Origin of the sequence: Streptosporangium sp. NPDC049248 (genome assembly GCF_040678965.1) — a bacterium.
GTDB lineage: Bacteria > Actinomycetota > Actinomycetes > Streptosporangiales > Streptosporangiaceae > Streptosporangium > Streptosporangium fukuiense.
In genome coordinates, this window is record NZ_JBFAQY010000013.1 from 50,426 (window position 1) to 76,240 (window position 25,815).

At 69.7% G+C, this 25,815-nt stretch carries 25 protein-coding genes; 17 read left to right on the plus strand and 8 right to left on the minus strand.

The features are described 5' to 3' along the window. The first annotated feature begins 3 nt into the window (after positions 1-3). The 5 genes from AB0K21_RS23585 to AB0K21_RS23605 all read left to right on the plus strand — a co-directional run bounded on the left by AB0K21_RS23585 (position 4) and on the right by AB0K21_RS23605 (position 2,950). Positions 4-558 carry a PaaI family thioesterase gene (locus AB0K21_RS23585; protein WP_343967588.1) on the plus strand — a complete coding sequence of 185 codons (555 nt, stop codon included), beginning with the start codon at positions 4-6 and terminating at the stop codon, positions 556-558. Then, positions 555-998: a dUTP diphosphatase gene (gene dut / locus AB0K21_RS23590; RefSeq protein WP_343967586.1), complete on the plus strand. Its 444-nt coding sequence runs from the start codon at positions 555-557 to the stop codon at positions 996-998. The genes AB0K21_RS23585 and dut overlap by 4 nt, the downstream gene beginning before the upstream one ends. A gap of 139 nt (positions 999-1,137) precedes the next feature. Next, positions 1,138-1,812, plus strand: a complete 675-nt coding sequence (locus AB0K21_RS23595) for a DUF3710 domain-containing protein (RefSeq protein WP_343967584.1) — start codon at positions 1,138-1,140, stop codon at positions 1,810-1,812. Between the two features lie 49 nt (positions 1,813-1,861). Beyond that, on the plus strand, positions 1,862-2,254 hold the full coding sequence (locus AB0K21_RS23600) for an OB-fold nucleic acid binding domain-containing protein (RefSeq protein ID WP_030914810.1): 393 nt from the start codon (positions 1,862-1,864) through the stop codon (positions 2,252-2,254). A gap of 33 nt (positions 2,255-2,287) precedes the next feature. After that, positions 2,288-2,950 (plus strand): DUF3159 domain-containing protein, encoded by a 663-nt coding sequence (locus AB0K21_RS23605; RefSeq protein ID WP_343967686.1) that lies wholly within the window; start codon positions 2,288-2,290, stop codon positions 2,948-2,950. Positions 2,951-3,030: 80 nt separating this feature from the next. Here AB0K21_RS23605 and AB0K21_RS23610 read toward each other — a convergent pair whose 3' ends face one another. Both AB0K21_RS23610 and AB0K21_RS23615 read right to left on the minus strand, forming a co-directional pair. After that, the gene (locus tag AB0K21_RS23610; protein WP_030914802.1) at positions 3,031-3,702 is read right to left on the minus strand and encodes a TrkA family potassium uptake protein; all 672 of its coding nucleotides are present in this window, start codon (positions 3,700-3,702) and stop codon (positions 3,031-3,033) included. Further along, positions 3,702-4,367 (minus strand): TrkA family potassium uptake protein, encoded by a 666-nt coding sequence (locus tag AB0K21_RS23615; protein WP_343967580.1) that lies wholly within the window; start codon positions 4,365-4,367, stop codon positions 3,702-3,704. The genes AB0K21_RS23610 and AB0K21_RS23615 overlap by 1 nt, the downstream gene beginning before the upstream one ends. Positions 4,368-4,483: 116 nt before the next feature. On the opposite strand from AB0K21_RS23615, the gene AB0K21_RS23620 reads away from it, so the two are divergent. From AB0K21_RS23620 to AB0K21_RS23630, 3 genes are all read left to right on the plus strand, one after another. Next, on the plus strand, positions 4,484-6,523 hold the full coding sequence (locus AB0K21_RS23620; protein WP_343967578.1) for an APC family permease: 2,040 nt from the start codon (positions 4,484-4,486) through the stop codon (positions 6,521-6,523). Between the two features lie 66 nt (positions 6,524-6,589). Continuing rightward, entirely contained in the window at positions 6,590-7,837 is a 1,248-nt protein-coding gene (locus AB0K21_RS23625) for a class I SAM-dependent RNA methyltransferase (protein ID WP_364153166.1), read from the plus strand. 884 nt (positions 7,838-8,721) lie between these two features. After that, positions 8,722-9,015 (plus strand): hypothetical protein, encoded by a 294-nt coding sequence (locus AB0K21_RS23630; protein WP_343967574.1) that lies wholly within the window; start codon positions 8,722-8,724, stop codon positions 9,013-9,015. A gap of 79 nt (positions 9,016-9,094) precedes the next feature. Here AB0K21_RS23630 and AB0K21_RS23635 read toward each other — a convergent pair whose 3' ends face one another. The 3 genes from AB0K21_RS23635 to AB0K21_RS23645 form a co-directional block, all read right to left on the minus strand. Further along, positions 9,095-9,229, minus strand: a complete 135-nt coding sequence (locus AB0K21_RS23635; protein ID WP_364153170.1) for a hypothetical protein — start codon at positions 9,227-9,229, stop codon at positions 9,095-9,097. 3 nt (positions 9,230-9,232) lie between these two features. Continuing rightward, entirely contained in the window at positions 9,233-10,000 is a 768-nt protein-coding gene (locus tag AB0K21_RS23640) for a Clp protease N-terminal domain-containing protein (RefSeq protein ID WP_343967570.1), read from the minus strand. A gap of 66 nt (positions 10,001-10,066) precedes the next feature. Next, positions 10,067-11,131, minus strand: a complete 1,065-nt coding sequence (locus tag AB0K21_RS23645; protein ID WP_343967568.1) for a hypothetical protein — start codon at positions 11,129-11,131, stop codon at positions 10,067-10,069. A gap of 148 nt (positions 11,132-11,279) precedes the next feature. Here AB0K21_RS23645 and AB0K21_RS23650 point away from each other — a divergent pair, with 148 nt between their 5' ends. The 3 genes from AB0K21_RS23650 (at position 11,280) to AB0K21_RS23660 (ending at position 14,433) form a co-directional block, all read left to right on the plus strand. Beyond that, complete coding sequence (locus AB0K21_RS23650) at positions 11,280-12,203, plus strand: LLM class F420-dependent oxidoreductase (RefSeq protein WP_364153175.1); 924 nt, start codon at positions 11,280-11,282, stop codon at positions 12,201-12,203. A gap of 250 nt (positions 12,204-12,453) precedes the next feature. Next, positions 12,454-13,863: a sugar porter family MFS transporter gene (locus tag AB0K21_RS23655; RefSeq protein ID WP_343967564.1), complete on the plus strand. Its 1,410-nt coding sequence runs from the start codon at positions 12,454-12,456 to the stop codon at positions 13,861-13,863. Positions 13,864-14,019: 156 nt separating this feature from the next. Continuing rightward, complete coding sequence (locus AB0K21_RS23660) at positions 14,020-14,433, plus strand: SRPBCC family protein (protein ID WP_364153178.1); 414 nt, start codon at positions 14,020-14,022, stop codon at positions 14,431-14,433. Here the strand turns inward: AB0K21_RS23660 and AB0K21_RS23665 are convergent. Together AB0K21_RS23665 and AB0K21_RS23670 are read right to left on the minus strand one after the other, a co-directional pair. Next, a complete protein-coding gene (locus AB0K21_RS23665) occupies positions 14,411-14,941 on the minus strand; it encodes a DUF1707 domain-containing protein (protein WP_364153181.1) in 531 nt (176 codons plus the stop codon). The two genes, AB0K21_RS23660 and AB0K21_RS23665, sit on opposite strands and share 23 nt — an antisense overlap. A gap of 7 nt (positions 14,942-14,948) precedes the next feature. Further along, positions 14,949-15,710, minus strand: coding sequence for a PadR family transcriptional regulator (locus AB0K21_RS23670; protein ID WP_343967557.1), 762 nt, complete (start codon positions 15,708-15,710; stop codon positions 14,949-14,951). 698 nt (positions 15,711-16,408) lie between these two features. On the opposite strand from AB0K21_RS23670, the gene AB0K21_RS23675 reads away from it, so the two are divergent. The 6 genes from AB0K21_RS23675 to AB0K21_RS23700 all read left to right on the plus strand — a co-directional run bounded on the left by AB0K21_RS23675 (position 16,409) and on the right by AB0K21_RS23700 (position 25,038). Continuing rightward, positions 16,409-17,137: a metal-dependent hydrolase gene (locus AB0K21_RS23675; RefSeq protein WP_343967555.1), complete on the plus strand. Its 729-nt coding sequence runs from the start codon at positions 16,409-16,411 to the stop codon at positions 17,135-17,137. Between the two features lie 190 nt (positions 17,138-17,327). Further along, the gene (acnA, locus tag AB0K21_RS23680) at positions 17,328-20,099 is read left to right on the plus strand and encodes an aconitate hydratase AcnA (RefSeq protein WP_343967553.1); all 2,772 of its coding nucleotides are present in this window, start codon (positions 17,328-17,330) and stop codon (positions 20,097-20,099) included. A gap of 378 nt (positions 20,100-20,477) precedes the next feature. Continuing rightward, the gene (locus AB0K21_RS23685) at positions 20,478-21,596 is read left to right on the plus strand and encodes a substrate-binding domain-containing protein (RefSeq protein ID WP_343967551.1); all 1,119 of its coding nucleotides are present in this window, start codon (positions 20,478-20,480) and stop codon (positions 21,594-21,596) included. Positions 21,597-21,785: 189 nt separating this feature from the next. After that, positions 21,786-22,550, plus strand: coding sequence for an ATP-binding cassette domain-containing protein (locus tag AB0K21_RS23690; protein ID WP_030914731.1), 765 nt, complete (start codon positions 21,786-21,788; stop codon positions 22,548-22,550). Continuing rightward, complete coding sequence (locus AB0K21_RS23695; RefSeq protein ID WP_343967547.1) at positions 22,547-23,794, plus strand: ABC transporter permease; 1,248 nt, start codon at positions 22,547-22,549, stop codon at positions 23,792-23,794. Before AB0K21_RS23690 ends, AB0K21_RS23695 begins: the two co-directional genes overlap by 4 nt. 35 nt (positions 23,795-23,829) lie before the next feature. Next, positions 23,830-25,038 carry an ROK family transcriptional regulator gene (locus AB0K21_RS23700; RefSeq protein ID WP_343967545.1) on the plus strand — a complete coding sequence of 403 codons (1,209 nt, stop codon included), beginning with the start codon at positions 23,830-23,832 and terminating at the stop codon, positions 25,036-25,038. Between the two features lie 186 nt (positions 25,039-25,224). On the opposite strand, the gene AB0K21_RS23705 is transcribed toward AB0K21_RS23700, so the two are convergent. Beyond that, complete coding sequence (locus tag AB0K21_RS23705) at positions 25,225-25,677, minus strand: hypothetical protein (RefSeq protein ID WP_343967543.1); 453 nt, start codon at positions 25,675-25,677, stop codon at positions 25,225-25,227. Positions 25,678-25,815 lie beyond the last annotated feature (138 nt).

The window sequence follows — 25,815 nt, forward strand, 5'->3', positions numbered from 1 at the left end:
TCCGTGACTCGTTCCGCCTTGACCACCCCTCCGCCAGACGCCGTCCTTCCACGGCCGCTCCCCGGCGGGCCCGCCCCCGGCGCCACCCTCGGTTCCCACTACAGCGGCTGTTTCGGCTGCGGTGAGGACCACCCGACGGGCCTGCGGCTGACCGCCGTCACCCCTGACGGGGTCACGGTGGTCGCCACGTTCACCGTGGGAACGGCGCACCAGGGGGCGCCGGGCCTGGCGCACGGCGGCGTGCTCGCCACGGCGATGGACGAGGTCATCGGCATGCTGGTCTGGCTCTTCCAGCGCCCCTACGTCACCGCGAGGCTGGAGACCGACTATCTCGCCCCGGTTCCGGTCGGTACCGTCCTGCATATGCGCGCCTGGTGCAACGGCATGTCGGGCAGGAAGGCGTACCTTGAGGCTGAGGGCCGGATCGGTTCCCCGGACGGCCCGGTCGCCGTGCGGGCCGCAGCGCTCTTCATCGAGGTGGGCATGGAGCACTTCGCCGAACACGGCGACGCCCAGGCGATCATCGACGAGCATCACGAGTACGAGGTGAACCCGTGACCCACACCGTCGAGGTGCTGATCCACCGGCTCGACGCCGACCTGCCGCCGCCGTCGTACGCCCACCCGGGTGACGCGGGCGCCGACCTGCACGCCGCCGAGGACGTCGAACTCCTCCCCGGAGAGCGGGCCGCGGTCGGCACCGGGCTGGCGATCGCGCTGCCCGATGGGTACGCCGCGTTCGTCCACCCGCGCTCGGGCCTGGCCACCAGGTACGGTGTGACGCTCGTCAACGCGCCCGGCACCGTGGACGCGGGGTACCGGGGCGAGATCAGAGTGACGCTGCTCAACACCGACACCAAGGACACCGTGCGGTTGCGCAGGGGGGACCGGATCGCGCAGCTGGTGATCCAGAAGGTGGAGAGGGCGGTGTTCTACGAGGCGGACCGGTTGCCCGGATCGGTGCGAGGCGCGGACGGGTTCGGGTCCACGGGCCGCTGACAGGGAGTGACTCCGACGAGGTGAGGGAGGTGGCGGACGATGATCCGGAACCTGGGCGCACCCTCGGCCCCGGAGGCCACCCGCCGCCGTATCCGGCGGGGGATGAGTTACCAGCGAAACTTCAAGGAGTGTGAGGAAAATGTTCCGACGTCGCCGTCGTGAGGAGTCCCCGGCCGCCAAGGCCGCGGTGGACGAGACCCCGCAGGTCCCGGCGCGGGAGTCGGGCCCGTGGGACGCCGACGAGCCCTACCCCGAGCGTGAGCGGGTCGACCTCGGAGGCATGCGCCTGCCGGTCGGTCCCGGTTTCGAGGTCCAGCTCAACCTGGCCGGCGACCAGATCGTCGGTGCGGTGGTCCTGTTCAACGAGAGTGCTCTGCAGGTGCACGCCTTCGCGGCGCCCAAGCGGAGCGGGATCTGGGACGAGGTCAGGGCCGAGCTGGCCGAGGGGGTGAAGAGCGCCGGAGGCACCGCGGAGGAGCGGGAGGGGGCGTTCGGCGTCGAGCTGGCCGCCAGGATCCCCGCCGAGGGCGTCGAGCAGCCGGTCCGCTATATCGGGGTGGACGGGCCGCGCTGGTTCCTGCGCGCGGTGATCAGCGGGCGCGCCGCACAGGACGCCGAGGTCGCCGCGACGCTGGAGGATGTCGTCCGGGACATAGTCGTGGTACGCGGTGACGAGCCGATGGCCCCCAAGGAGGCGATCGAGCTCCGGCTGCCCCCCGAGGCCAGGCAGGCCGTGGAGCAGCAGGCCGCCGGGGGCAGGAGGCCCGACCTGGACCCGTTCGACCGGGGACCGGAGATCGCGGAGATCCGCTGAGAGGCCGGATCGCGTACGCTGATTCGACTCGTACGTGAAGGAGAGGTCCGTGGGTTCTCAGGAACCGCATAAACAGAGCGGTCTGCGAGGCTTCTTTCGCCGGCTGACCGCCGGTCAGGCCGAGCTGGAGGCCGACGAGCTTCAGCAGGACCTAGACCGCCAAGGCGCCACGCCCATCGTCTCGTGTGGCGGGCGCCGACGCTTCTGCGTGAGCGGTACCCTGCGGACGGTGACGTTGCGCCCTCGCGGGGGCGCTCCCGCGCTGGAGGCGGAGCTCTACGACGGTTCCGATGTGATCGATCTGATCTGGCTGGGCCGCAGGAAGATCGCGGGCATCGAACCTGGCCGCCTGGTGCTGGCCGAAGGGCTGGTCAGCATTCAGGATGGGCGCAAAGTCATGTTCAACCCCAGATACGAGCTGCGCCCGGCAGGCGGTGCGTGAGCGATCGATGACCACGGAACGGTGAGCGAGAAGATGACCTCCACCGGCGAGACCGCCGCGCACGACACGGTCGAGGCCGCGATCCGCAGTCAGCTTGCCAAGGCGTTCGGCGGGGTGCGGGGCGTCATCGAGGCCGCCGTGCCCACCATCGCCTTCACCGGCATGTGGATCGCCACCTCCGATCTGAAGCGCTCCCTGATCGTCAGCATCTCGGCCGCGGTGCTGCTGCTCGTCGTGCGGCTGGTGCAACGCTCGACGCCGCAGTTCGTGATCAACAGCCTGATCGGCATCGGCATCGGCGCGTTCTTCGCCTCCCGCACCGGCCAGGCGGAGGACGTCTTCCTGCCCGGCATCCTCTACAACGCCGGCTACTCCGTGGTGATGCTGCTGTCCATCGTCACCCGATGGCCGGTGGTGGGGTTCCTCATCGGGTCCGTCACCGGTGACCCGACCGCGTGGCGCGCGGATCCGGCCGTGGTGAGGCTGTGCACCAGGCTCACCTGGCTGCTGATGATCCCGTGCGTGGTCCGGGTGGCGGTGCAGCTCCCCGTCTACCTGATCGGCAGGGACGACGCGGTCGCCGAGCTGGGCATCCTCAAGATCGCGATGGGCTGGCCGCTCCAGGTCGCGGCGCTCGCCGCCATGGTGTGGCTTCTGGCCCGTGGCCGGACCCCGGTGCGGCCCGCGGCCTCCTGAGCGACAGCCCGCTCCGCCGTCCCCTGGCGGGCACCTCTGAGAGGGCTTCGGACCGTCATACCGCTCCGAAGCCCCTCCGCTCAGCGCGGCGCGCGGTGCGGGGAGAGGAGTTCGGCCAGCTCCTCCTCGACCTCCTGGCTGGCCACGAACATCAGTTCGTCGCCGGCCTCCAGCGGGTCGTCGGCGGTGGGTACCAGCACCCGGCCCTCGCGCAGGATCGCGACCAGGGCGGTGTCGTTCGGCCACGGCACCGAGCCCGCGCGGTGGCCGACGACCGGTGCGTCCTCGGGCAGGGTGAGCTCGACCAGGTTGGCCTGGCCCTGGCGGAAGGTCATCAGGCGCACCAGGTCGCCGACGCTGACCGCCTCCTCGACCAGCGCGCTCAGCAGGCGCGGGGTCGAGACGGCCACGTCGACGCCCCACGACTCGTTGAACAGCCACTCGTTCTTGGGGTGGTTGATCCTGGCGACCACGCGCGGCACGCCGTACTCCGTCTTGGCGAGCAGCGACACCACGAGGTTGACCTTGTCGTCACCGCTGGCCGCGACGACCACGTGGCAGTCGGCCAGGCCGGCCTCGTCCAGCGAGGAGATCTCGCAGGCGTCGGCGAGCAGCCACTCCGCCCGCGGCACCGTGTCGATCTTGATGGCCTTGGGGTCGATGTCGATGAGCAGGACCTCGTGGCCGTTCTCCAGGAGTTCGGCGGCGATCGACCGGCCGACCGCTCCCGCGCCGGCGATGGTGACGCGCATCAGTGCCCCTCCTCCGGTGCCGCGGACAGCACCTTGTTGATGCGGTCCATGTCCGCCTCGGCCGCCATGACGTGCAGCACGTCCCCCTCCTGCACCACCGAGTCGTTCTTGGGCAGCAGGGTCTCACCGATCCGGTTGATGAACGCCAGGCGGGTTCCCGCGGCCTCCTCCAGCCTCCGCGCCGGGGCGCCGATCCAGCCGGGGTGGTAGGCCACCTCGATCAGCACCACGCGCCCGCTGGGGTCGCGCCAGAGCGGCTCGGCACCCTCGGGCAGGACGCGGCGCAGGATCTGGTCGGCGGTCCAGCGGACCGTGGCCACCGTGGGGATGCCCAGCCGCTGGTAGACCTCGGCGCGCCGGGAGTCGTAGATCCTGGCCACGACGTTGTCCACGCCGAACGTCTCGCGGGCGACCCTGGCGGAGATGATGTTCGAGTTGTCGCCACTGCTCACCGCCACGTAGGCGCCCGCGGCCTCGATGCCCGCCTCTTCCAGGACATCCCGGTCGAAGCCGATCCCGGTGACCCTGCGACCCCGGAACCCGGCCCGCAGGCGGCGAAACGCCTGCGGGTCACGGTCGATGATCGCGACCGAGTGGCCGCTGTCCTCGAGAATGTGCGCCAGAGTCGAACCAACCCGGCCACACCCCATGATCACGATATGCATGCTCCCCCGCCGGTCGCTGTGAGGCGGATCTTGTTCCCGATGTATTCAGCCAGTATGGCGCCCCCCGGGAGCGCCGCGTGAGTGGAGCCGGGTAATAACGACTAGCATCAGCAGACGTGTCGAAGGTGACGGACCTTGTCAAACGCCTTTTCATCGGGCGTGCGCTACGCAGCACACAGTTACACGAGCAGCTGCTTCCCAAGCGCATCGCACTGCCTGTTTTCGCGAGTGACGCGCTCTCCTCGGTGGCCTACGCCCCGCAGGAGATCCTCGTCATCCTCTCGCTGGCCGGAGTCTCCTTCTACCACTTCAGTCCCTGGGTCGCCGTCGCCGTCGTGGTGGTGATGCTCACCGTCGTCGCCTCGTACCGGCAGAACGTGCACGCCTACCCCAGCGGGGGCGGCGACTACGAGGTCGCCACGGTCAACCTCGGCCCGAACGCCGGTCTGACCGTCGCCAGTGCCCTGATGGTCGACTACGTGCTGACCGTCGCGGTGTCGGTCGCCAACGGCGTCGACTACGTGGGGGCCACCATCCCCTATGTCGCCCAGCACAAGCCGCTGGTCGCGATCCTCATCGTCATCGTGCTGACACTGGTGAACCTGCGCGGCATCCGGGAGTCCGGCGCGGCCTTCGCGATCCCCACCTACGCCTTCATGTTCGCCGTCCTCGGCCTGATCATGTGGGGAGGCTTCCGGGTGTTCGTCCTCGGCGACGAACTGCGCGCGCCCACCGCCGGATACGAGATCGTCGCCGAGCAGTCCGACCTGACCTCCTTCGCGGCGGCCTTCCTGATCCTGCGCGCGTTCTCCTCCGGCTGCGCCGCGCTTACCGGTGTCGAGGCGATCAGTAACGGCGTGCCCGCCTTCCGCAAGCCCAAGAGCAGGAACGCCGCGAACACGCTGCTGATGATGGGCCTGGTCTCGGTGACGATGTTCGTCGGCATCATCTCTCTCGGCCTGGCCTCGGGGGTCAAGGTCGCCGACCCGGCCGTCGCCTTCCGGGACGTGCTCATCGACGGGCGGCCCGCCGGACCCGGCTACTACCAGCAGCCGATCATCTCCCAGGTCGCCGACGCGGTCTTCGGAAACGGCTCGCTGCCCTTCTTCGTCATCTCGGCCGTCACCGCGCTGATCCTGTTCCTCGCCGCCAACACCGCCTTCAACGGCTTTCCCGTGCTCGGTTCGATCCTGGCCCAGGACCGCTACCTGCCCCGCCAGCTGCACACCCGGGGCGACCGGCTCGCCTTCTCCAACGGCATCGTGATCCTCGCCGCCGGGGCCTGCCTGCTGCTGTGGGGCTTCGAGGCCGACGTCAGCCGCCTGCTCAACCTCTACATCCTGGGCGTCTTCGTGTCGTTCACGCTGAGCCAGATCGGCATGGTCCGGCACTGGAGCCGGCGTCTGAGAACCGAGACCGACCCGAAGGTCCGCCACCAGATGTACCGTTCGCGGACCATCAACTTCTTCGGCGGCGTCATGACCGGCCTGGTCCTGCTGGTCGTGCTGTTCACCAAGTTCACCCACGGGGCGTGGATCGTCTGTGTGGCCATGCCGGTGCTGTTCCTGATGATGAAGGGCATCCACCGCCACTACGAGAACGTGTCCCGCGAGCTCGCCGTCGACGAGTCGGCGGTGGACGAGTCGATACTGCCCGCGCGCAACCACGCCATCGTCCTGGTCTCCAAGATCCACAAGCCGACCCTGCGTGCCCTCGCCTACGCCCGCGCCACCCGCCCCTCCAAGCTTGAGGCGATCACCGTGGGCGTGGAGGGCGCGGAGGCCAGAGAGCTGCAGGAGGAGTGGGAGCGGCGCGGCATCCCGGTGCCGCTGAAGACGCTCGACTCGCCCTACCGCGAGATCACCCGGCCGATCCTGGAGTACGTCAAGTCGCTGCGCCGCCGCTCTCCCCGCGACGTGGTGAGCGTCTACATCCCCGAGTACGTCGTCGGCCACTGGTGGGAGCACATCCTGCACAACCAGAGCGCGCTGCGCCTGAAGACCCGCCTGATCTTCCAGCCCGGTGTGATGGTCATCAGCGTGCCCTGGCAGCTGCACTCCTCCGACCGGCTCAAGGGCCGCCCAGAGCCCCTCGCCCCGGGGGCCTCCCGCCGCCCGCGACAGGAGGCGGCCCGGGACGAGGACGTCAAGGCATAACCTTGCACATGCGCTCCTGACCGCAAGGAGGCTCGACCGACGACGAATTCTCTGGGGGCAACGGCCATGGTGATCGAACTGACGGTGGGACCGGTTGCGCACGGTGGCTGGTGTGTCGCACGCCATGACGGCCGGGTCGTCTTCGTGCGGCACGCGCTGCCCGGCGAGCGCGTCATGGCCGAGATCACCGAGGAGACCTCCCGGTTCCTGCGGGCCGACGCCGTCGAGATCCTGGAGTCCTCCGCCGACCGGGTGAGTCCGCCGTGCCCGTTCGCCGGGCCCGGCCGCTGCGGTGGCTGCGACTGGCAGCACGCCTCCCTCGACGCCCAGCGCCGGCTGAAGGCCGACGTGGTGGCCGAGCAGCTCAAGCGTCTGGGCGGAATCGACTGGAAGGGCGTCGTCGAGGAGGTCCCGGGTGCCCCCGACGGTCTCGGCTGGCGCACCCGCGTCCAGTTCGCCGTCGACCGCGAGGGCGGGCTGGGCCTGCGCCGCCACCGCTCCCACGACATCGAGCCGGTGGACGCCTGCCTGATCGCCCACCCCGAGGTCGAGAACGTCGGCGCCGAGGTGATGAACTGGCGCAACGCCTCCTCGGTCGAGGTCATCGCCTCCTCCACCGGCGACCAGGCGGTCGTGGTCGCCCCCAGGCCCCGGCGCACGGTGGCCGTACCCGATCTCGACACGAGCGTGGCCGTCTTCGTCGACGAGGGCAAGGGCCGCAGCCGGGTCGTCCACGGCCGCAACCATCTCGTCGAGCGCGTCGGTGAGCGCGACTTCCAGGTCACCGGCAGCGGTTTCTGGCAGGTCCACCCCGGCGCCGCCGCCACCCTGCTCGACGCGGTCCTGAAGTTCGCCGCACCGCGGCCCGGCGAGTGGGCCCTCGACCTCTACTGCGGCGTCGGCCTGTTCGCCGCCGGACTCGCCGAGGCGGTCGGCCCCGAGGGGGCCGTGTTCGGCGTCGAGTCCGAGTCCGTCGCCGTCCGCGACGCGGAGCGTAACCTCCGTGACCTCCCCCAGGCGCGCTTCGCCAGGGGACGGGTGGAGAACGCCCTCGACCGCTTCGGCATCGAGCGCGCGGACCTGGTCGTCGTCGACCCGCCCCGGGCGGGTCTGGGCCGCGACGTCGTCGACCGGGTGACCACGCTTGAGGCCACTCGGATCGTGTACGTCTCCTGTGACCCGGCCACCCTGGCCCGCGACCTCGCCTGGTTCGCCGAGAGCGGCTACCGCCTCGCCGACCTGCGCGCCTTCGACGCCTTCCCGATGACCCACCACGTGGAGTGTGTGGCGCTGCTGGTCAGCGGGTCGATCTAGGCTCTGACCCGCTGTTATGCAACACGTCATGGTTCAGTGGGGGTCAGCGTTTTCCAAGATCATGACGCATGTGTGACGCATGATCTTGGAACGTCTCGCCGCTACGGCAAGTAGACAAGAGACCCGGACCGATACAGGCCAGGGGGTGGACCGCAACGGCGACACCCGGTAGGTCCCCGTACGGCCGTGCAGGGGGTCGCCCTAGCCTCGCGGCCGGGCAGAGGCCCCCGCTCCACCGCGGGGGCCTCTCGTCGTTCCAGCTGGATCTCCGCCGCGTCCCCAGGAAGCACCTCAACGCCTCCGTCGGCCCGCTCGGCCACTAGGGAACCCCACACCCGCACCGAGGTCCGGCTCCGCCCTCTCGGCGGCCGTGGGGGCCGCGTGAAGATGCCTGTCCTCCGCTCCATCGCCACCACCGTCGGTCCCGCACGTGCGAGAGCCCCGGTCCGCCTTGGGTTCACGTGGCTGCGGACAGGCACGGTCAGGGCAACGTACGGCCGGTCCGTGGCCTACTCCTCGGAGTCGACCCATCGCTCCGAATGCGAACGCACGCTCGTTACCAAGCACAGACACGGAGGAGGACGTATACGTGCACGTCTCATGATCCTAGGTGTGATCACCTTGGGGTCGATGGTCGGGCGGGCCGGAACCGCGCTTGCCTGGGCCGGCCCAACGTGATCATCTCAGCCTGGCTGAGGACACATGAAAGAGCGCCCCGCCTGCCCTCCGCGAGGAGGAGCGAGGCGCTCGCGTGTTCAGGCCGGGCGAAATAGCCTCGACGAACGCACCATCCGGCCGAAATATGGAGAACCGGTATCTCCTCAGGCCCGGTAGCCGGTGCTCATCTGAAGGTGTTCTCCTTCCCGGATGTGAGGGGTCCCACGATGAAGATCCGCCGGTTACATTCCGTTGTACTCGCCGTGGCGCTGGGCGCCGGTGTCCTGGCCGGTACCGCACCCGCCTTCGCCGCCACCCAGACCGGTGCGGCCGTGACCGCCGGGGGCTGGCCGACACCGGACTGGTACCGGCAGGGCCCCTACCAGACCCTGGCCGCCTGCGAGCTCGCCTTCGATGACGCCGCGCAGAGCGGTCTGTACACCGGGCTCGTCGGCTGTTACTGGGTCAGCAGGAGTGGCCCTTATCTGGCGGGCTTCTACTACGAGGTGTACATCCCCTGAGCTTCGACAGGTGTGACGGGCGAGCCCCAGGCCGCACACTCAGGCCTTGGCGGCTTTCCACAGGCGCATCCACGCCGCGTCACAACCTGCCGGCGACCACACCTGTGACCACACCCGTGACCGCATCCGAGCCCATGCCCACGAGTACGCCGACGAGGACGCCCACGGCCAGGCGTGTGATCACAGCTGCGACCACGTGCACGGCCGCGCTCACCGGCTACGCCTCGTCCGGGAGGCCGAGGTGCTCCTCCAGCCGTTCGAGCCTGCGCAGGACGGGACGGAGCTCCTCGCGTACGGCCGCCGACAGTGCGCTCGCCGCGTCGGCGGGCGGGGCCGGGACGGCGGAGGCGGCCTGGGTCTGCGCGCGCAGGTGGACATAGCCGGCGAGGGCCGCCGAGACCGCGCGGCGGGTCAGCCGGTGCTCGGCGCCCAGCTCCCGCAGGACATGCCCGGCAGCTCCCTCCGGTTCGGCGATCAGCCCGAGAAGCAGGTGTTCGCAGCCGATGTAGTTGTGGCCGAGCGAGGTGGCCTCGGTGACGGTCATCTCCAGGGCCGCCGCCGCGGGTGCCCCGAAGGCGAGTTCGGCCTCGCCGCCGGTCGCGGCCGGGGCATCGACGCCCGGCCGGTCCAGCCGGCGCCGCACCTCCTCGGGGTCGATCTCCAGGGCGCCCAGGACCTGGAGCGCTAGGTTGCCCCCCTCGGCGAGCATGCCGCCGAGCAGGTGCTCGGTGCCGACCTCGGCCGCGCCCAGGGCCCGGGCCTGCTCCACCGACAGCTTGATCACGGACCGGGCCCGCGGGGTGAAGTGGGGGAAGCGCGCCGCCAGGTCGTCGAGGTCGGGGGCGCTGAGCGCCGTCTCGCGGATGGAGGTGACCCGCCGTACGGCCTGTTCCAGTGCCCGTTGGCACACGGCGGAGACCGGCACACCGGCTTTCCTGACCGCCTCGGCCAGTTCGTCCGGCAGGTAGACGTTGATCTTCGGCATCGCATCTTCCTCTGGGGGTTATGGAAGGGTTATAACCCATAGATAACCCCAGAGGGGGGTGATTGTCTAGCGTGCCGCGCCGGTGAGGAACCGGGTGATGCCGGGAGCGAGGGCCGCACCCCTGGCGGAGAGCCAGGCCAGGTTGTTGCGGCTGGTGAAGGCGGCGAGCCTGCGGGCGTCGAGCCGGGTGAGGTCGCCGGACCTGGCCAGCACGGGGGTCAGGGCGATCCGGTTCCAGGCGGCGCTCTCCCCCAGGGAGCGGGCTATCTGCGGGTGCGCGGCGCGGACGGCGGAGGCGATCGGGTGCAGGCGGCTCCCGGAACCGGGGGAGGTGCCAACGGGGGCGAGCAGGTTGACGGTGGCGATCTCGACACCTTCCGCCCGGGTGGCCCGGAGCAACTCCTGGTCGCCGAGGGTCAGGCCGGTCCCGGTGACCGGGAGGGTGAAGCTGACCGTGAGGGGGCGGCCCTCGTGGGCGGCCTGCCGCTGCAGGGTCGCGATCGCCCTGGCGCGCCGCCGCACGGCGGCGTCACCGGCCGGGGCGTGGACCTCGAAGTCGATGTACCTGGCGTCGAAGGCGTCGATCGCCCGGCGGTAGGCGGCGGTGAGCCGGCCGAGGTCCGCGCAGGCGGTGGCGAGTTCGCGTCCGGCGGGGCCACCGAAGGCGAGGCCCGCGTCCCCGCCGGCGGCGCGCAGGGGGCCGAGCCGGTTGGCGACCGGATTGCGTCTCTGCCCCTGGAGTCCGCCCCACCTGGGGACGCAGCCGCTGCGCCCGGCCGTGAGGTGGCCGAGCGTGAACCAGCGCACGCGGCTCTTCCTGGCCGCCTTGGAGAGGTTGAAGCGCGGTTCGTGGACCGCGTCCACGAACGCCACGAAGCCCGACGGGCGGACGACGGCCGGTGTGGGCGCCGGCTCGGCCGCGGGCCGGGGGGCGGTCCCCGAGGGCGGCGCGCCCGCCCCGGCACGCCTGCCGACGACGGCCCACTCGCCCTGTGCCCTGGGGGGCAGCAACCAGATCGCGCCACCGGTTCCCGCGGCGAGCGCGATGGAGGCGAGCACCACGAGAGGCCGGGGCGGGGTGCCGGGCTCGCGGGCCCGGCGAGTGTCCGGACGGTCGGTCGCCACGGGCATGTGATCCCCCTTCCTCAACGACAGGGGTGATCACTTTGAGTGTCGGACCCGCTACCCGTTGCGTCGAAGGGCAGAACGTTAGCAAGCGTTCCGGCTGCGGCGTGGGCTTTCTGCGGATGCCGTCCGGAGTGCCCGGATAATGGTCGTCATGAAGTTGAGGATCTTCACAGAACCGCAGCAGGGTGCCACCTACGACGAGCTGCTGATGGTCACGCTGGCCGCGGAGCGGCTGGGGTTCGACGCCTTCTTCCGTTCCGACCACTACATGCGGATCGGGGCGGGCGACCCCGGCGTCGGCTCCACCGATGCCTGGACGACCCTGGCGGGCCTGGCCAGGGACACCTCCACGATTCGCCTGGGCACCCTGGTCACCCCGGCCACCTTTCGGCTGCCGGGGCCGCTGGCGATCAGCGTGGCCCAGGTCGACCAGATGAGCGGCGGCCGGGTCGAGCTGGGCCTGGGCACCGGCTGGTTCGACGCCGAGCACGTCGCGTACGGCATCCCCTTCCCGCCGGTCGGCGAGCGGTTCGGCCGCTTCGAGGAGCAGCTGGAGATCCTGATCGGGCTCTGGACCACACCGGCGGGCGAGACGTTCTCCTTTGAAGGCGCCCACTACCGGTTGGCGGACTCGCCCGCGCTGCCCAAGCCCGCGCAGAGCCCCCGGCCGCCGATCATCATCGGCGGCGTCGGCGCCACGCGCACCCCGCGCCTGGTCGCCAGGTTCGCCGACGAGTACAACGTGCCGTTTCGTACCCTGGACGACACCGCGAAGGCCTTTGACCGGGTCGGCAGGGCATGCGAGGCGGAGGGCAGGGAGCCGGTCGTGCTCTCGGTCGCGCAGACCGTCTGTGTCGGCTCCGACGACGCGGAGATCGCGCGGCGGGCCGGGGTCGTCGAGCAGGACCTCGGCGTGCTGCGCGCGACGGGTCTGGCGGGCACCCCCGCCGAGGTGACCGAGAAGATCGGCCGCTTCGCCGAACTGGGCGTCGAGCGGATCTACCTGCAGGTGCTTGACCTGGCCGACCTGGACCATCTGAACCTCATCGCCGAGGAGGTCCTGCCTCACGTGTAGGCCGGGCACCGCGCCCCTCCTCGGGGCGCGGGCGTCGGCGCGCCGCGAGTGCCCCGCGCGAGCGCGAGACGGTTCTCGCCGCTCCGGCACGTCGATTTCCATCTGTGATTTTTCGACAAAGCCCGATGAAGAAGGAGGACATTCTCCGGGTCGCGGCGACCGGTGTCTCCCTCCCGGTCCCTAGTCTTCGAAGACCTGGCGACCGGGCACTGTGGGACGCCGTGCTGCCCGGTTGGGTGAAGGGACCCTCATGACCGGCACCACCCCTTCGGGGGGCCCCGGTGAGAACATCGGGCACGTCGTCTTCATCGCGGCGGCGGCGGCGGTGGGCGGTTTCCTCTTCGGGTACGACAGCGCCGTCGTCAACGGGGCCGTGACCGGAATCCAGCGGTACTTCGAGGTCGGCCCGGTCCAGATCGGTCTCGTCGTGGCGGTCGCGCTGCTGGGTTCGGCGGTGGGGGCGTGGCTCGCCGGAGGGCTGGCCGACCGCTGGGGGCGGACCAGGACGATGCAGGTGGCCGCGAGCCTGTTCGCGGCAAGTTCCGTCGGGCAGGCCCTGCCGCTGGCGATCTGGGACCTGGGCTTCTGGCGGGTGCTCGCCGGAGTCGGCATCGGCATGGCCTCGGTGATCGGCCCCGCCTACATCGCGGAGGTCGCGCCGCCCGCCTACCGGGGACGCCTGGGCTCCTTCCAGCAGCTCGCCATCGTGCTGGGCATCGCCGTCTCCCAGCTGGTCAACTACGTGATCGCGGAGCGGGCCGGGGGCAACGTCAACAACAGGCTGCTCGGGTTGGAGGCATGGCAGTGGATGCTCGGCGCCTGCGTGCTCCCCGCCCTGCTCTACCTGCTCTTCGCGACGATCATTCCCGAGTCGCCGCGTTTCCTCATCGCGGTCGGAAAGTCGGCCGCGGCGCGCGAGGTGCTCGCGGAGGTCGAGGGCGAGGAGGGCGACCTGGACGCCCGGATCGCGGAGATCCGGGTCCTGTTGCGCGGCGAGCACCGGCCCCGCCTGCGTGACCTGCGCGGTCCCCGGCTCGGGTTGCTGCCGATCGTCTGGGTCGGCATCCTGCTCTCCGTCTTCCAGCAGTTCGTCGGTATCAACGTCATCTTCTACTACTCGGCGTCGCTGTGGCAGTCGGTCGGCATCAACCAGAGCGACTCGCTGCTGATCAGTTTCTCCACCTCGATCATCAACATCGTCGGCACGTTCGTCGCCATCGCGCTGGTCGACAGGATCGGCCGCAGGCCGCTGTTGCTGATCGGCTCGGCGGGCATGGCGATGGCGCTCGCGACCGCCGCGTGGGCGTTCGGCGCGGGGCTCCAGAGCGGTGGCGCCGTCAGGCTGCCCGCGGCACAGGGGGCGATCGCGCTGGTCGCCGCGAACGTCTTCGTGCTGTTCTACGCGCTGTCGTGGGGTGTGGTGGTCTGGGTGCTGCTGGGGGAGATCTTCCCCAACCGGATCAGGGCGATCGCGCTCTCGGTGGCCGCCGCCGCCCAGTGGCTGGCCAACTGGCTGATCACCGTCTCCTTCCCCGCGCTGTCCGCGTGGAACCTGTCGGGGGCCTACATGGGGTATGCCTGCTTCGCCGCGCTCTCCTTCGTCTTCGTGCTGTTCAAGGTGAGGGAGAGCAAGGGGCGCAGGCTCGAGGAGATGGGTTAGCCCCGCGCCGCCCCGGGAGGGCGGGCGGTGCGGTGGCTTCGGAACCCCCGCCCGGCGAACTGATTTTAGCCTAGCGCTTGCTCAAGCCACCTGGTGCGTGCACGCTGATGGCGAGCGACGGGAGGGGCGGAGATGCCACAGGTGACGATCAGTACGGTGATCAACGCATCGGCCGACGACGTGTGGGCGCTGATCAGGGACTTCGAGCACATGGACGGCTGGTTCGACGGGATACCCCCGGCCGTCATCGAGGACGGCCGGGCCTCCACCGAGGTGGGCTGCGTCCGGCGGATCGAGGTCGACGGCCAGGTCATGGTCCGTGAGCGGCTCGTCGCCCTGGACGATGCCGCGCGCAGGCAGGTCTACGCCATCCTCGAGTCCGTCTTCGGCCTGAAGGACTACATCGGGACGATCACCGTGACGCCCGTCACCGACGGGAACCGGGCCTTCGTCGAGTGGACGGGCGTCTTCGAGGCGGACGCGGCCGAGGCTGAGGCGAGCATCGCGATGCTCCGCGACTCCGTCTACCTGCCCGGCCTCCAGGGGCTCAGAAAGCGCCTGGAGGGCTGAACCGGCGGGCCCGTGCCCGGGAGTGCCACCGCCTGTGGCGGAGCAGGCCCGACACGGCCACCGCCAGCCAGGCGAGAAGGAGGAACTTCAGCACCCCGGCCCCGGCCATCGCCACTCCCGCCACCAGCAGCAGGATCACCGCGGGAGCGAACAGAGGCCCGCCCCGGCGTCCCGGGTGGTGGTGACTCCAGGCCGCGCGGTGACGGAACCGGGGTCCGGGCCGGAACCCGGGACGATGGACGCCCCAGGCGTGCGCGTGCCACCCGCGGTCTCCCGGGTTCCCGGTGTCCTCGAACCTCTCCGGCCCGGGGTCGCGCGGGCCGGGCAGACCGGGCAGGTCCGCGCACACCACGGCGAGGTCGCCGCCCGTCCGAGCGGACAGGGTCAGCTCGAGGCGCTCGTCGAGCTCCTCGCGGGTCAGGCGGCCCTCGGCGTAGTGCTCGCGCAGGGCCTCCATCGCCACGTCACGTTCGGCGTCTCCGATGCGGAGGTCGTCTCGGGGCGTCATCGTCGGGTCACTCCTCGCCGGTGTCGCCGTCGGCCAGGATCTGGTAGAGCTTGCGGCGCGTCTCGGCCAGCGTCTGCTTCGCCTGCCGGATCTGCGACTCGCTGCCGGTCTGCAGGATCTGGAGCATGGCGAACCCCGACTGGCGGGCGGTGTCCATCAGCTCCCAGGTGCTGTCGTCGATGTCGGGCGTCATCTCCTCCCACGGCGCGCGCACCTCCTCGGAGTGCTCGGCCACGTAGGCGCGGCCTGCCTCGGTGAGCTCGAAGGTCTTGCGTCCCTCGTTCTCCTCGGCCAGGACCAGGCCCTCATCGGTGAGCTGCTGCAACGCCGGGTAGACCGCTCCCGGGCTGGGCTTCCAGCCACCCTCGCTGCGCCGCTCGATCTCCTGGATGATCTGGTAACCGTTCCGCGGGGACTCGGTGAGCAGGGCGAGGATCGCCGCGCGGACGTCGCCGCGCTTGGCCTTGCGCCCGCGCCCGAACGGCGGCCCTCCACCGAATGGGCCTCTGCCCCCCCGGCCGCCGCCTCGACCGCCTCTGCCGAAGTCCCAGGGGAACCCGCCGCCGGGGAAGGGGCCGCGGTGCCCGCGATGCCGGTGCTCGTGCGGTCCGCCCTCGTGGTGCTGGTGCGGCCCGTGCTGCGGCCCGCCCTCGTGCCATCCGGCGGCCAGCTGCCGCCGTGCCTCCCTGGCCACGCGCTTCATCTCGCGCCTGACCTCCTGGGGGCCGAAGCCGGCCCAGGGGCCACTCGCCGCGTTCGCTGCCGTCATGTCGTACCTCCATATCGCGATCGTCCTTTGATCGCTCTTGATGGCTCAAAGATATATCGAGAACATTCTGATAGCAACTCTTGTCATGAAATATGCCTCTGCTCTTGGATGGCGGCCCACGGTCACCACGCGAGTGCTCAGCGTGTAAGTGAGGCAGATCACGTAATTCTTGCCGGATTCTGGAACAAGTACTGAGACCTGCACGTTACAAAGGACGTAGACGGGATTCGTTCCGCGCCGGAAGGGCTGGGGGGTGCTTTCGGCGCGGAACGGTCCCGTCTGTCGTTTCCGCAGGCCGCCGTCTGCTCATCGATCTTTCCCCGCCCGTCTCCGGCCTCCGTGGAGGCGATCCGGAGGGTGCTCGGCGAAGATCCCGGGGTGAGGTCGTCAGGGTGAAGGCGATCTTCCCGGGTGGGTGCTCCGATAGGCCGTCCCCGGCACCGATCGGCGGTTCCATCCGTTCCTCATTCGTAGGAAGATGCCGATGGCAGGCACTTCTCGTGAAGGGACGGGGAGATCGAAGCGGACGAGCGTCGCCCTCGAATGATCCTGGAAGCGGGTGGAGGCGACCGGTGCTCACGTGCCGGGATCCTCTCGCCCACGCGACACGCCGATCGCGCAAAATGGCACGGTCCTCCACCTGGAGGGGTCTTTGCCGTACAGTCTCCCGGCGTGATCTTGATGGTGGTGTCTGAGCGATGATGGGGCATACGCACGCGTTGACGGGCGCGATCGCCTGGCTGGGGGTGGCGCCCGGACTGGCCGCGCTGCCCCTGCTGACCGAGACGTCGAAGTTCATGGAGACCGGCGTCATGGTCAACGCGCTCAACCCGGCCGAGTTCGTCGCCGGGGCCATCATCTGTGCCGGTGCCGCGATGCTGCCCGACCTCGACCACCCGAGTGCGACGATCGCGCAGACGTTCGGGCCGGTCACCTGGGGCCTGAGCAAGGCGGTGTCATGGCTCGCCGGCGGGCACCGCAACGCCACCCACTCGCTCGTGTTCGCGGCCGCCATGGGCTTCGGCGCGCACTACCTGGCCGGCGCCTATCCGATCGGCCGCGACATCCTGGTGGTCCTGCTCATCGGCCTGGCGCTGCGGGCGATCGGGATCGGCATCCCGGGCAAGAAGTTCGCCTCGGCGATGCTCAACGTCGGCATGACGGCGGGGCTGTTCGTGGTGTTCCGCAGCGACGGTGTGGGCTACGCCTGGCTGGGGCTGGCGGTCGCGATCGGATGCCTGACCCACGTCGTGGGTGACTGCTGCACCGAGAAGGGCTGTCCCGTGCTCTGGCCGATGCGGCAGAAATGGCTGCTGCCGTGGAAGATCGGCATCAAGACGGGCCGTGCTTTCGAGCAGAAGTTTCTCGCCCCGGTACTTTCCGTCATCGTTCTCGGACTGTTGTACCTCCGCCTCGTCCCGCAGTGATCATACTGGGGGGTAATTTGATGTCGAGATACCCGGAGGGATATCTTGATGTCGAGACACTCGTTGCAGTCCGCGGGCGGCTCAGAGGTTAGGTGTACCTAACAGTCCGGGGTGCTCCGGCGGTGCGGCAGGATTCAATCGCGCCTATGTGCCGGCGCGACAGACATCAGGGTGATGAGGGAGGCGAACCGTGTCCTCGAACAGCTTCGGCAGCCGTGACACGCTCCGCGTCGGTGACGCGGGATATGAGATCTACCGGCTTGACGCCGTGGAGGGGTCGGGGCGTCTCCCGTACAGCCTGAAGATCCTTCTTGAGAACCTGCTCCGCACGGAGGACGGCGCGAACATCACCGCCGACCACATCCGCGCGGTCGGCCAGTGGGACCCGTCCGCCGCGCCGAACGTGGAGATCCAGTTCACGCCGGCTCGCGTGATCATGCAGGACTTCACCGGCGTCCCGTGCGTCGTCGACCTGGCGACCATGCGCGAGGCCGTCCGCGACCTCGGCGGCGACCCCGCCAGGATCAACCCGCTCGCTCCGGCCGAGATGGTCATCGACCACTCGGTCATCGTCGACTTCTTCGGCGGGCCCGAATCCTTCCAGCGCAACGTCGAGCGGGAGTACGAGCGCAACCGCGAGCGCTACCAGTTCCTGCGCTGGGGGCAGACCGCCTTCGACGAGTTCAAGGTCGTCCCGCCGGGCACCGGCATCGTGCACCAGGTCAACATCGAGCACCTGGCCCGGGTGGTGATGGTCCGCGACGGCAAGGCATACCCTGACACCTGCGTCGGCACCGACTCCCACACCACGATGGAGAACGGCATCGGCGTCCTGGGCTGGGGCGTCGGCGGCATCGAGGCCGAGGCCGCGATGCTCGGCCAGCCGATCTCGATGCTGATCCCGCGGGTGGTCGGTTTCAAGCTGACCGGCAAGCTCCCGGCCGGTGCCACCGCCACCGACCTGGTGCTCACGATCACCGAGATGCTCCGCAAGCACGGCGTCGTCGGCAAGTTCGTGGAGTTCTACGGCGAGGGCGTTTCCAGTGTGCCGCTGGCCAACCGGGCCACGATCGGCAACATGAGCCCCGAGTTCGGCTCGACCTGCGCGATCTTCCCGATCGACGGCCAGACGATCGACTACCTCACGCTGACCGGCCGCCCCGCCGAGCAGGTCGCCCTGGTCGAGGCCTACGCCAAGGCCCAGGGGCTGTGGCTCGACCCGGAGGCCGAGGAGCCGATCTTCTCCGAGTACATCGAACTGGACCTGGCCACGGTCGTCCCGTCGATCGCGGGTCCCAAGCGTCCCCAGGACCGCATCGCGCTGTCCGACGCCAAGAGCGCCTGGCGCGCGTCCGTCAAGGACTACGTGTCGAGCATCCAGGGCCCGCTCGACGAGGCGTCCGACGAGTCGTTCCCCGCCTCGGACTCCCCGGCGATCTCCCACGACGGCAGCGGTGACAAGCCGCACGCCGCCGGTCACAACGGCAGGCGCCCGCACAGGGTCGTGCCGGTCACCCTGGCGGACGGCACCTCTTTCGAGATCGATCACGGCGTGGTGACCATCGCCGCGATCACCAGCTGTACCAACACCTCCAACCCGTACGTCATGATGGGCGCCGCGCTGCTCGCCAGGAACGCGGTGGAGAAGGGCCTGACCCGCAAGCCGTGGGTCAAGACCTCCCTGGCCCCCGGCTCGCAGGTCGTCACCGGCTACTTCGAGCGCTCGGGCCTGCAGCCCTACCTCGACAAGATCGGCTTCAACCTGGTCGGCTACGGCTGCACCACCTGCATCGGCAACTCGGGCCCGCTGCAGGAGGAGATCTCCGCCGCGATCCAGGAGAACGACCTCGCGGTCACCGCGGTGCTGTCCGGCAACCGTAACTTCGAGGGCCGGATCAACCCCGACGTCAAGATGAACTACCTGGCCTCGCCGCCGCTGGTGGTCGCCTACGCCCTCGCGGGCACCATGGACATCGACCTGAACACCGAGCCGCTGGGCACCGGCACGGACGGTGAGCCGGTCTTCCTCGCCGACATCTGGCCGGCGCCCGAGGAGATCGCGGCGGTCGTCGCCTCCTCGATCGACCAGGAGATGTTCCTGCACGACTACGCCGACGTGTTCAAGGGCGACGAGACCTGGCGCTCGCTGCCGATCCCGACCGGTAACACCTTCGAGTGGGACCCGGACTCGACCTACGTCCGCAAGGCCCCCTACTTCGAGGGCATGCCGCCCGAGCCGGAGCCGGTGACCGACATCTCCGGGGCCAGGGTGCTCGCGAAGCTGGGCGACTCGGTCACCACCGACCACATCTCCCCGGCGGGCGCGATCAAGGTCGGCACCCCGGCGGCCGACTACCTCAAGGGGCACGGTGTCGCGGTCAAGGACTTCAACTCCTACGGCTCGCGCCGGGGCAACCACGAGGTCATGATCCGCGGCACTTTCGCCAACATCCGGCTGAAGAACCTGCTGCTCGACGGCGTGGAGGGTGGGTACACCCGCGACTTCACCGTTCCGGGCGGGCCGCAGGCCTTCATCTACGACGCCTCCGCGAACTACCAGGCCGCGGGGATCCCGCTCGTCGTGCTGGCCGGTAAGGAGTACGGCTCGGGTTCCTCGCGTGACTGGGCGGCCAAGGGCACCGCGCTGCTCGGCGTCCGCGTCGTCATCGCCGAGTCCTACGAGCGCATCCACCGTTCCAACCTGATCGGCATGGGCGTGCTGCCGCTGCAGTTCCCCGAGGGGGAGACGGCGCAGTCGCTGGGCCTGACCGGTGAGGAGACCTTCGAGGTCGTCGGTGTCGAGGCCCTCAACGGGGGCGGCATCCCGCGGACCGTGACGGTCAGGGCCGACGACAAGGAATTCCAGGCCGTCGTACGCATCGACACTCCCGGAGAGGCCGACTACTACCGGCACGGGGGCATCATGCAGTACGTCTTGCGCTCCCTGCTCGCCAAGAGCTGAGCAGGAGGGGCGGGGCCGCACGCAGGCCCCGCTCACATCGGGGGACACCCCAGACAGGAACCGCCCGGCGGGACATCATCCCGCCGGGCGGTTTTTTCGTTCTCCCGGTCACCGCCCAGAAGCGGCAGGTGGGGGGCGTGATCCCAGGCGAGGTGGCCGGGCGGGGCCACGGGGGTTAATGACGCGTTTCTGGATTGTTACCGGCCACAACAAACTTTACCCATAGAAGGTCTGGCGCTCCTGGCCGGTGGCGGAATACGTTGCCGCAAACAACATTCAACGGAACGGCAAGCCGAGACCCGGTGGAGCCGTACCCGCGAATTCGGCATGCCGCACCTCCGTCGTACCCCCCACTTTCGAAGAAAGGACCCGTGCACCATGCGCAAGGGGATCCTCAGCCTTACCGCCGCCGCCGCGGCGATGACCCTTGGCCTCGCCGCTTGCGGGAGCGAAGACGCCGACACCAGCGCGTCGAGCGGCGCGTCCCCCGCGGAGAGTTCGGCTGCCGTGGCGGGCAAGGTCGGCGTCATCCTCCCCGACAGCAAGTCCTCCGCCCGCTGGGAGACCGCGGACCGCAAGTACCTGGAGGAGGCGTTCAAGGCCGCGGGCGTCGCCTACGACATCCAGAACGCCCAGGGTGACAAGACCCAGTTCCAGACCATCGCCGACCAGATGATCACCAACGGCGCCACGGTTCTGATGATCGTCAACCTTGACAGCGGCACCGGCAAGGCCGTACTCGACAAGGCCAAGGCGCAGGGTGTGGCCACCATCGACTACGACCGCCTCACTCTCAACGGCGGCGCGTCCTACTACGTCAGCTTCGACAACACCAAGGTCGGCACCCTGCAGGGCGAGGGCCTGGTGAAGTGCCTGTCAGATAAGCAGGCCAAGAAGCCCATCATCGCCGAGCTCAACGGCTCGCCCACCGACAACAACGCCACGCTGTTCAAGAACGGCTACGACGGCGTGCTCAAGGCCAAGTACGACTCGGGGGACTACGTCAAGGGCCCCGACCAGTCGGTTCCCGACTGGGACAACACCCAGGCGGGCACGATCTTCGAGCAGATGCTCACCGAGCAGCCGAAGATCGCCGGCGTCCTGGCCGCCAACGACGGCCTCGGCAACGCGGCCATCTCGGTCCTGAAGAAGAACAGCCTGAACGGCAAGGTCCCGGTCACCGGTCAGGACGCCACGGTGCAGGGCCTGCAGAACATTCTCGCCGGTGACCAGTGCATGACGGTCTACAAGGCGATCAAGAAGGAGGCAGACGCGGCGTCCGCGCTGGCCATCGGCCTGGCCAAGGGCGAGAAGCCCGCGGCGACCGGTACGGTCAAGGACACCGAGAGCGGCGCCGACGTGCCGGCCGTTCTCCTCGACCCGCAGCCGATCTTCTTCGACAGCGTCAAGGACGTCGTCGCCGACGGCTTCGTGACCAAGGACGAGCTGTGCACCGGCGAGTTCGCCGACAAGTGCACCGAGGCCGGAATCCAGTAGGGCGTGCGGGGGACGGACGGCCGCCCCGGCCGTCCGTCCCCCGCGCTCCATCGCGGCGTATTCGCACTGTGACGCCGGAGGGACGCGGCAGGTGAGTCGTCCATTCCGGCTATGGGGCAGGACACCGCCCGCAGGCGCCCGAGCCGCGCGAGCTTCACCGCGCGAAATGAACACAGGGAGCACAACCCCATGACCCCCGCACTGGAACTCCGCGGGATCGACAAGAGCTTCGGTCCCGTACAGGTCCTGCACGACGTCGCCTTCTCCGCCTACGCGGGAGAGGTGACCGCGCTGGTCGGCGACAACGGCGCAGGCAAGTCCACACTCGTCAAGTGCGTCGGCGGCATCCATCCGATCGACTCCGGCGAGTACTTCTTCGACGGCAGGCCCGTCCGGATCGGCAGCCCGCGCGACGCGGCCGAGCTGGGCATCGAGATCGTCTACCAGGACCTCGCGCTCTGCGACAACCTCGACATCGTCCAGAACATGTTCCTGGGCCGTGAACACCGGCGCGGCATCGTCCTCGACGAGGACACGATGGAGGCGATGGCCGCCAAGACCCTGGAGAGCCTGTCGGTCAGGACCGTCAAGTCCATCCGCCAGCTCGTCGCCAGCCTCTCCGGCGGCCAGCGCCAGACGGTGGCCATCGCCAAGGCCGTGCTGTGGAACAGCAAGGTGGTCATCCTCGACGAGCCGACCGCGGCGCTCGGCGTCGCCCAGACCGCGCAGGTGCTCGAACTGGTCCGGCGCCTGGCCGACCAGGGCCTGGCCGTCGTGCTGATCTCGCACAACATGAACGACGTGTTCGCCGTGTCGGACCGGATCGCCACCCTCTACCTGGGCCGGATGGCGGCCCAGGTCAAGACCTCGGACGTGACACACGCGCAGGTCGTCGAACTGATCACCTCCGGCCGCAGCGGGGACCTCGGCCTCACCAACGGAGCCACCGTATGACCGCCACGATTTCCCCGAAGCGCGTACCCGAGGCCCCTTCGATCAGGAGCAACGTTCGCGGCTACGCCGAGCGGGTCCGCGGCGGCGACATGGGTGCGCTGCCGGCGGTGTTCGGTCTCGTGGTGCTCTGCACCATCTTCGCCATCCTCCGGCCGTCCTTCCTGACCGCTGGGAACTTCGCCAACCTGTTCACCCAGGGCGCCGCGGTCACGGTGATCGCCATGGGCCTGGTCTTCGTGCTGCTCCTCGGCGAGATCGACCTGTCGGCGGGCTTCGCCAGCGGTGTCTGCGCCGCGGTGCTCGCGATCCTGCTCAGCAGCCAGGGACTGCCCTGGTACGTGGCGGTGGGCGCGGCCATCCTCACCGGCGTGGTGATCGGCACCGGAATCGGCTCCATCGTCGCGAAACTCGGCATCCCCTCGTTCGTGGTGACGCTCGCCGCCTTCCTGGCCTTCCAGGGGCTCGTGCTGCTGCTGGTCAAGGGCGGCACCATCATCGCCATCCGGGACGAGACCATCCTGGCGATCGCCAACAAGAACCTCCCGCCCGCGCTGGGCTGGATCCTGCTGGCCGTGGGGGTCGCCGGATACGCCGGCCTCCAGCTGCTGCGTGCCCGCAAGCGCGCCGCCCGGGAGCTGACCGCCGATCCGGTCTCGCTGATCGCGGTCCGGGTGGGCGCCCTCGCGCTGCTCGGCGGGCTCGCCGTCTACTTCCTCAACATCGAGCGGAGCCGCAACGCGGCGGTCGTCTCGCTGGCGGGCGTGCCGCTCGTGGTGCCCATCATCGTGGTGCTGCTGCTGGTCCTGACGTTCGTGCTGCGCCGCACGGCGTACGGACGTCACCTGTACGCGGTCGGCGGCAACGTCGAGGCCGCACGCCGGGCGGGCATCAACGTCGACCGGATGAAGATCAGCGCTTTCGTGATCTGTTCCTCCATGGCCGCGATCGGCGGCGTCATCGCCGCCTCCAGGGCCAGTTCCGTCGACCCCAACACCGGTGGCAGCAACGTGCTGCTGTACGCGGTCGGTGCCGCGGTCATCGGCGGCACCAGCCTGTTCGGCGGCAAGGGCCGGGTGCTCGACGCCATTCTCGGCGGTGCGGTGGTCGCGGTCATCGAGAACGGCATGGGTCTGATGGGCTACAGCTCCGGAGTCAAGTTCATCGTCACCGGATCGGTCCTGCTGCTGGCCGCCGTGGTGGACGCGCTCTCCCGCAAGCGGGCGGCCGCCACTGGTCTAAGGTGATCAGCGACTCCGATCCACCGAAGGAACCCCTAGTCATGCGGGCAGGCCCCTCCCAAGAGGAGATCAGGCGCCATAACCTTGGTGCCCTGCTCCGCCACGTCCATCTGAGCGGCCCCACCTCGCGGGCGGAGCTCACCAACCGGATGGGCCTGAACCGCAGCACCATCATGGCCCTCACCGCCGACCTGACCGCCGCCGGCCTGGTCAGGGAGGAACTTCCCAGGGAGACCGGCCGGGCCGGGCGCCCCTCCCTGGTGGTCCGTCCAGAGTCGGCGCGGGTCTACGTGTTCGCCTTCGACGTGGGCGTCGACCGGATGGTCGCCGCCCGCGTCGGCCTGGGCGGCACGATCCTCGACCGCCGCGAGACGGTACGGAGGCGCGGAGCCTTCTCGCTGGAGGAGATCGTCGGCCCGCTCGCCGCCTTCGCCCGGCAGATGCACCGCAGGACCCGGCCCGACACGGTGTGCGTCGGGGTGGCGGCGGCCTTCTCGGGCGGCGTGGGCCGCGATGACGGGGGCATCAGGTTCGGGCCCAACATGGCCACCGTGGAGGACGTGCCGTTCGCCGAGGAGATGACCCGCCGGCTGGCCTTCGGCCTGCCGATCACGGTCGGCAACGACGCCAACCTCGCCGCCCTCGCCGAGCAGACCCGGGGCGTCGGCGTTGGCTGCCGGGACCTCGTCTACCTCCACGGCGACGTCGGCATCGGCGGCGGCGTGATCGCCAACGGCCAGTTGCTCGGCGGCCACCTGGGCTTCGGCGGCGAGGTCGGGCACATGATCGTCAACCCCGACAAGGGCCGTCTCTGCGGGTGCGGCTCGCTCGGCTGCCTGGAGGCGGAGGTCGGCGAGCGCGCCCTCCTTGAGGCCGCGGGCCGCTTCGGCCCCCAGGTCGGCAGGGACGCGGTTCGCGCCGTGGTCGACGCCGCAGACCGGGGCGACGTCGTCGCGCAGGCCGCGCTGAGCCGCGTCGGTGACTGGCTCGGCCTGGGCGTCGCCAACCTCGTCAACATCTTCAACCCCGAGATGGTGGTGTTCGGGGGCATGCTCAGGGAGATCTACCTCGGCTCCGCCGCCCAGGTCCGCAGCCGTCTCGCCCTCGACGCCCTGCCTCCGTCCCGCGAGCACCTGCGCCTGCGCACCTCGGCCCTCGGCGATGACGCCACCTTGGTCGGCGCCGCCGAACTGGCCTTCTCCCAGGTCCTCGCCGACCCCCTGGAAGTCCTCGCCCGCGCCGGATCCTGACCGCTTCCGGCCTGTCCGGGCCGGGTTTCGACACGATCGTCTGTGAGCGGGCCGAGAGGTTCTTGCGAACCCCCGCTCGGCGATCTCGCGCGCCCGAAGGCGAGACGGGGAAACGGCAACGCGCCGGACCGCGAGATGTCGCCCCGTCGGCACCCGGGGTCGTGGGTGCCGACGGCGTCGCGGGTGTTACTTGACGAGACCGGCGACCAGGTGGCGCAGCTCGATATGGCCCGCCTTGAGTTCGGCGACGTCACCCTCGACACGCTTCATCGAGAGCTCCAGGTTGCCGACGGAGCGCTTGACCACGGAGATCTCCTCACGGAGCTCGGCGTGACCGGTTCGCATCTCGGCGCGGAGCTCGTCCTGCCCGACCCGGAGTTTGTCCAGCTCCGTGCGGAAGCCGTCCATGTCCGTACGGAAGCCGTCCATGTCCGTACGGAAGCCGTCCATGTCGGTGCGGAAGCCGTCCATGTCCGAGCGGAGCCCGGTCATTTCCGCCCGGAGCTCCGTCGTCACCGTTCGCAGGTCGTTCAGAACCTCGAAGATTCCTGCGTTGATCACCTTGCTCTCCTCGTTCTGCAGGCGGAGCTTGGCGACGTCGGTCTCCAGGACGCGCATGCGGATATCTGTTGTGTCCAATTTGTCTTCTCCTTGCCGTCATGCCAGCGGGGGGACCGGGCCTGCTTCCGTGGCGTGGAGGGCGCCCACGGGTAGGTGCTCAGGCGGCGTCGCCAGATTACTCAATGTCACGAGTGTGTCGCCACCCGTGGTCGCATT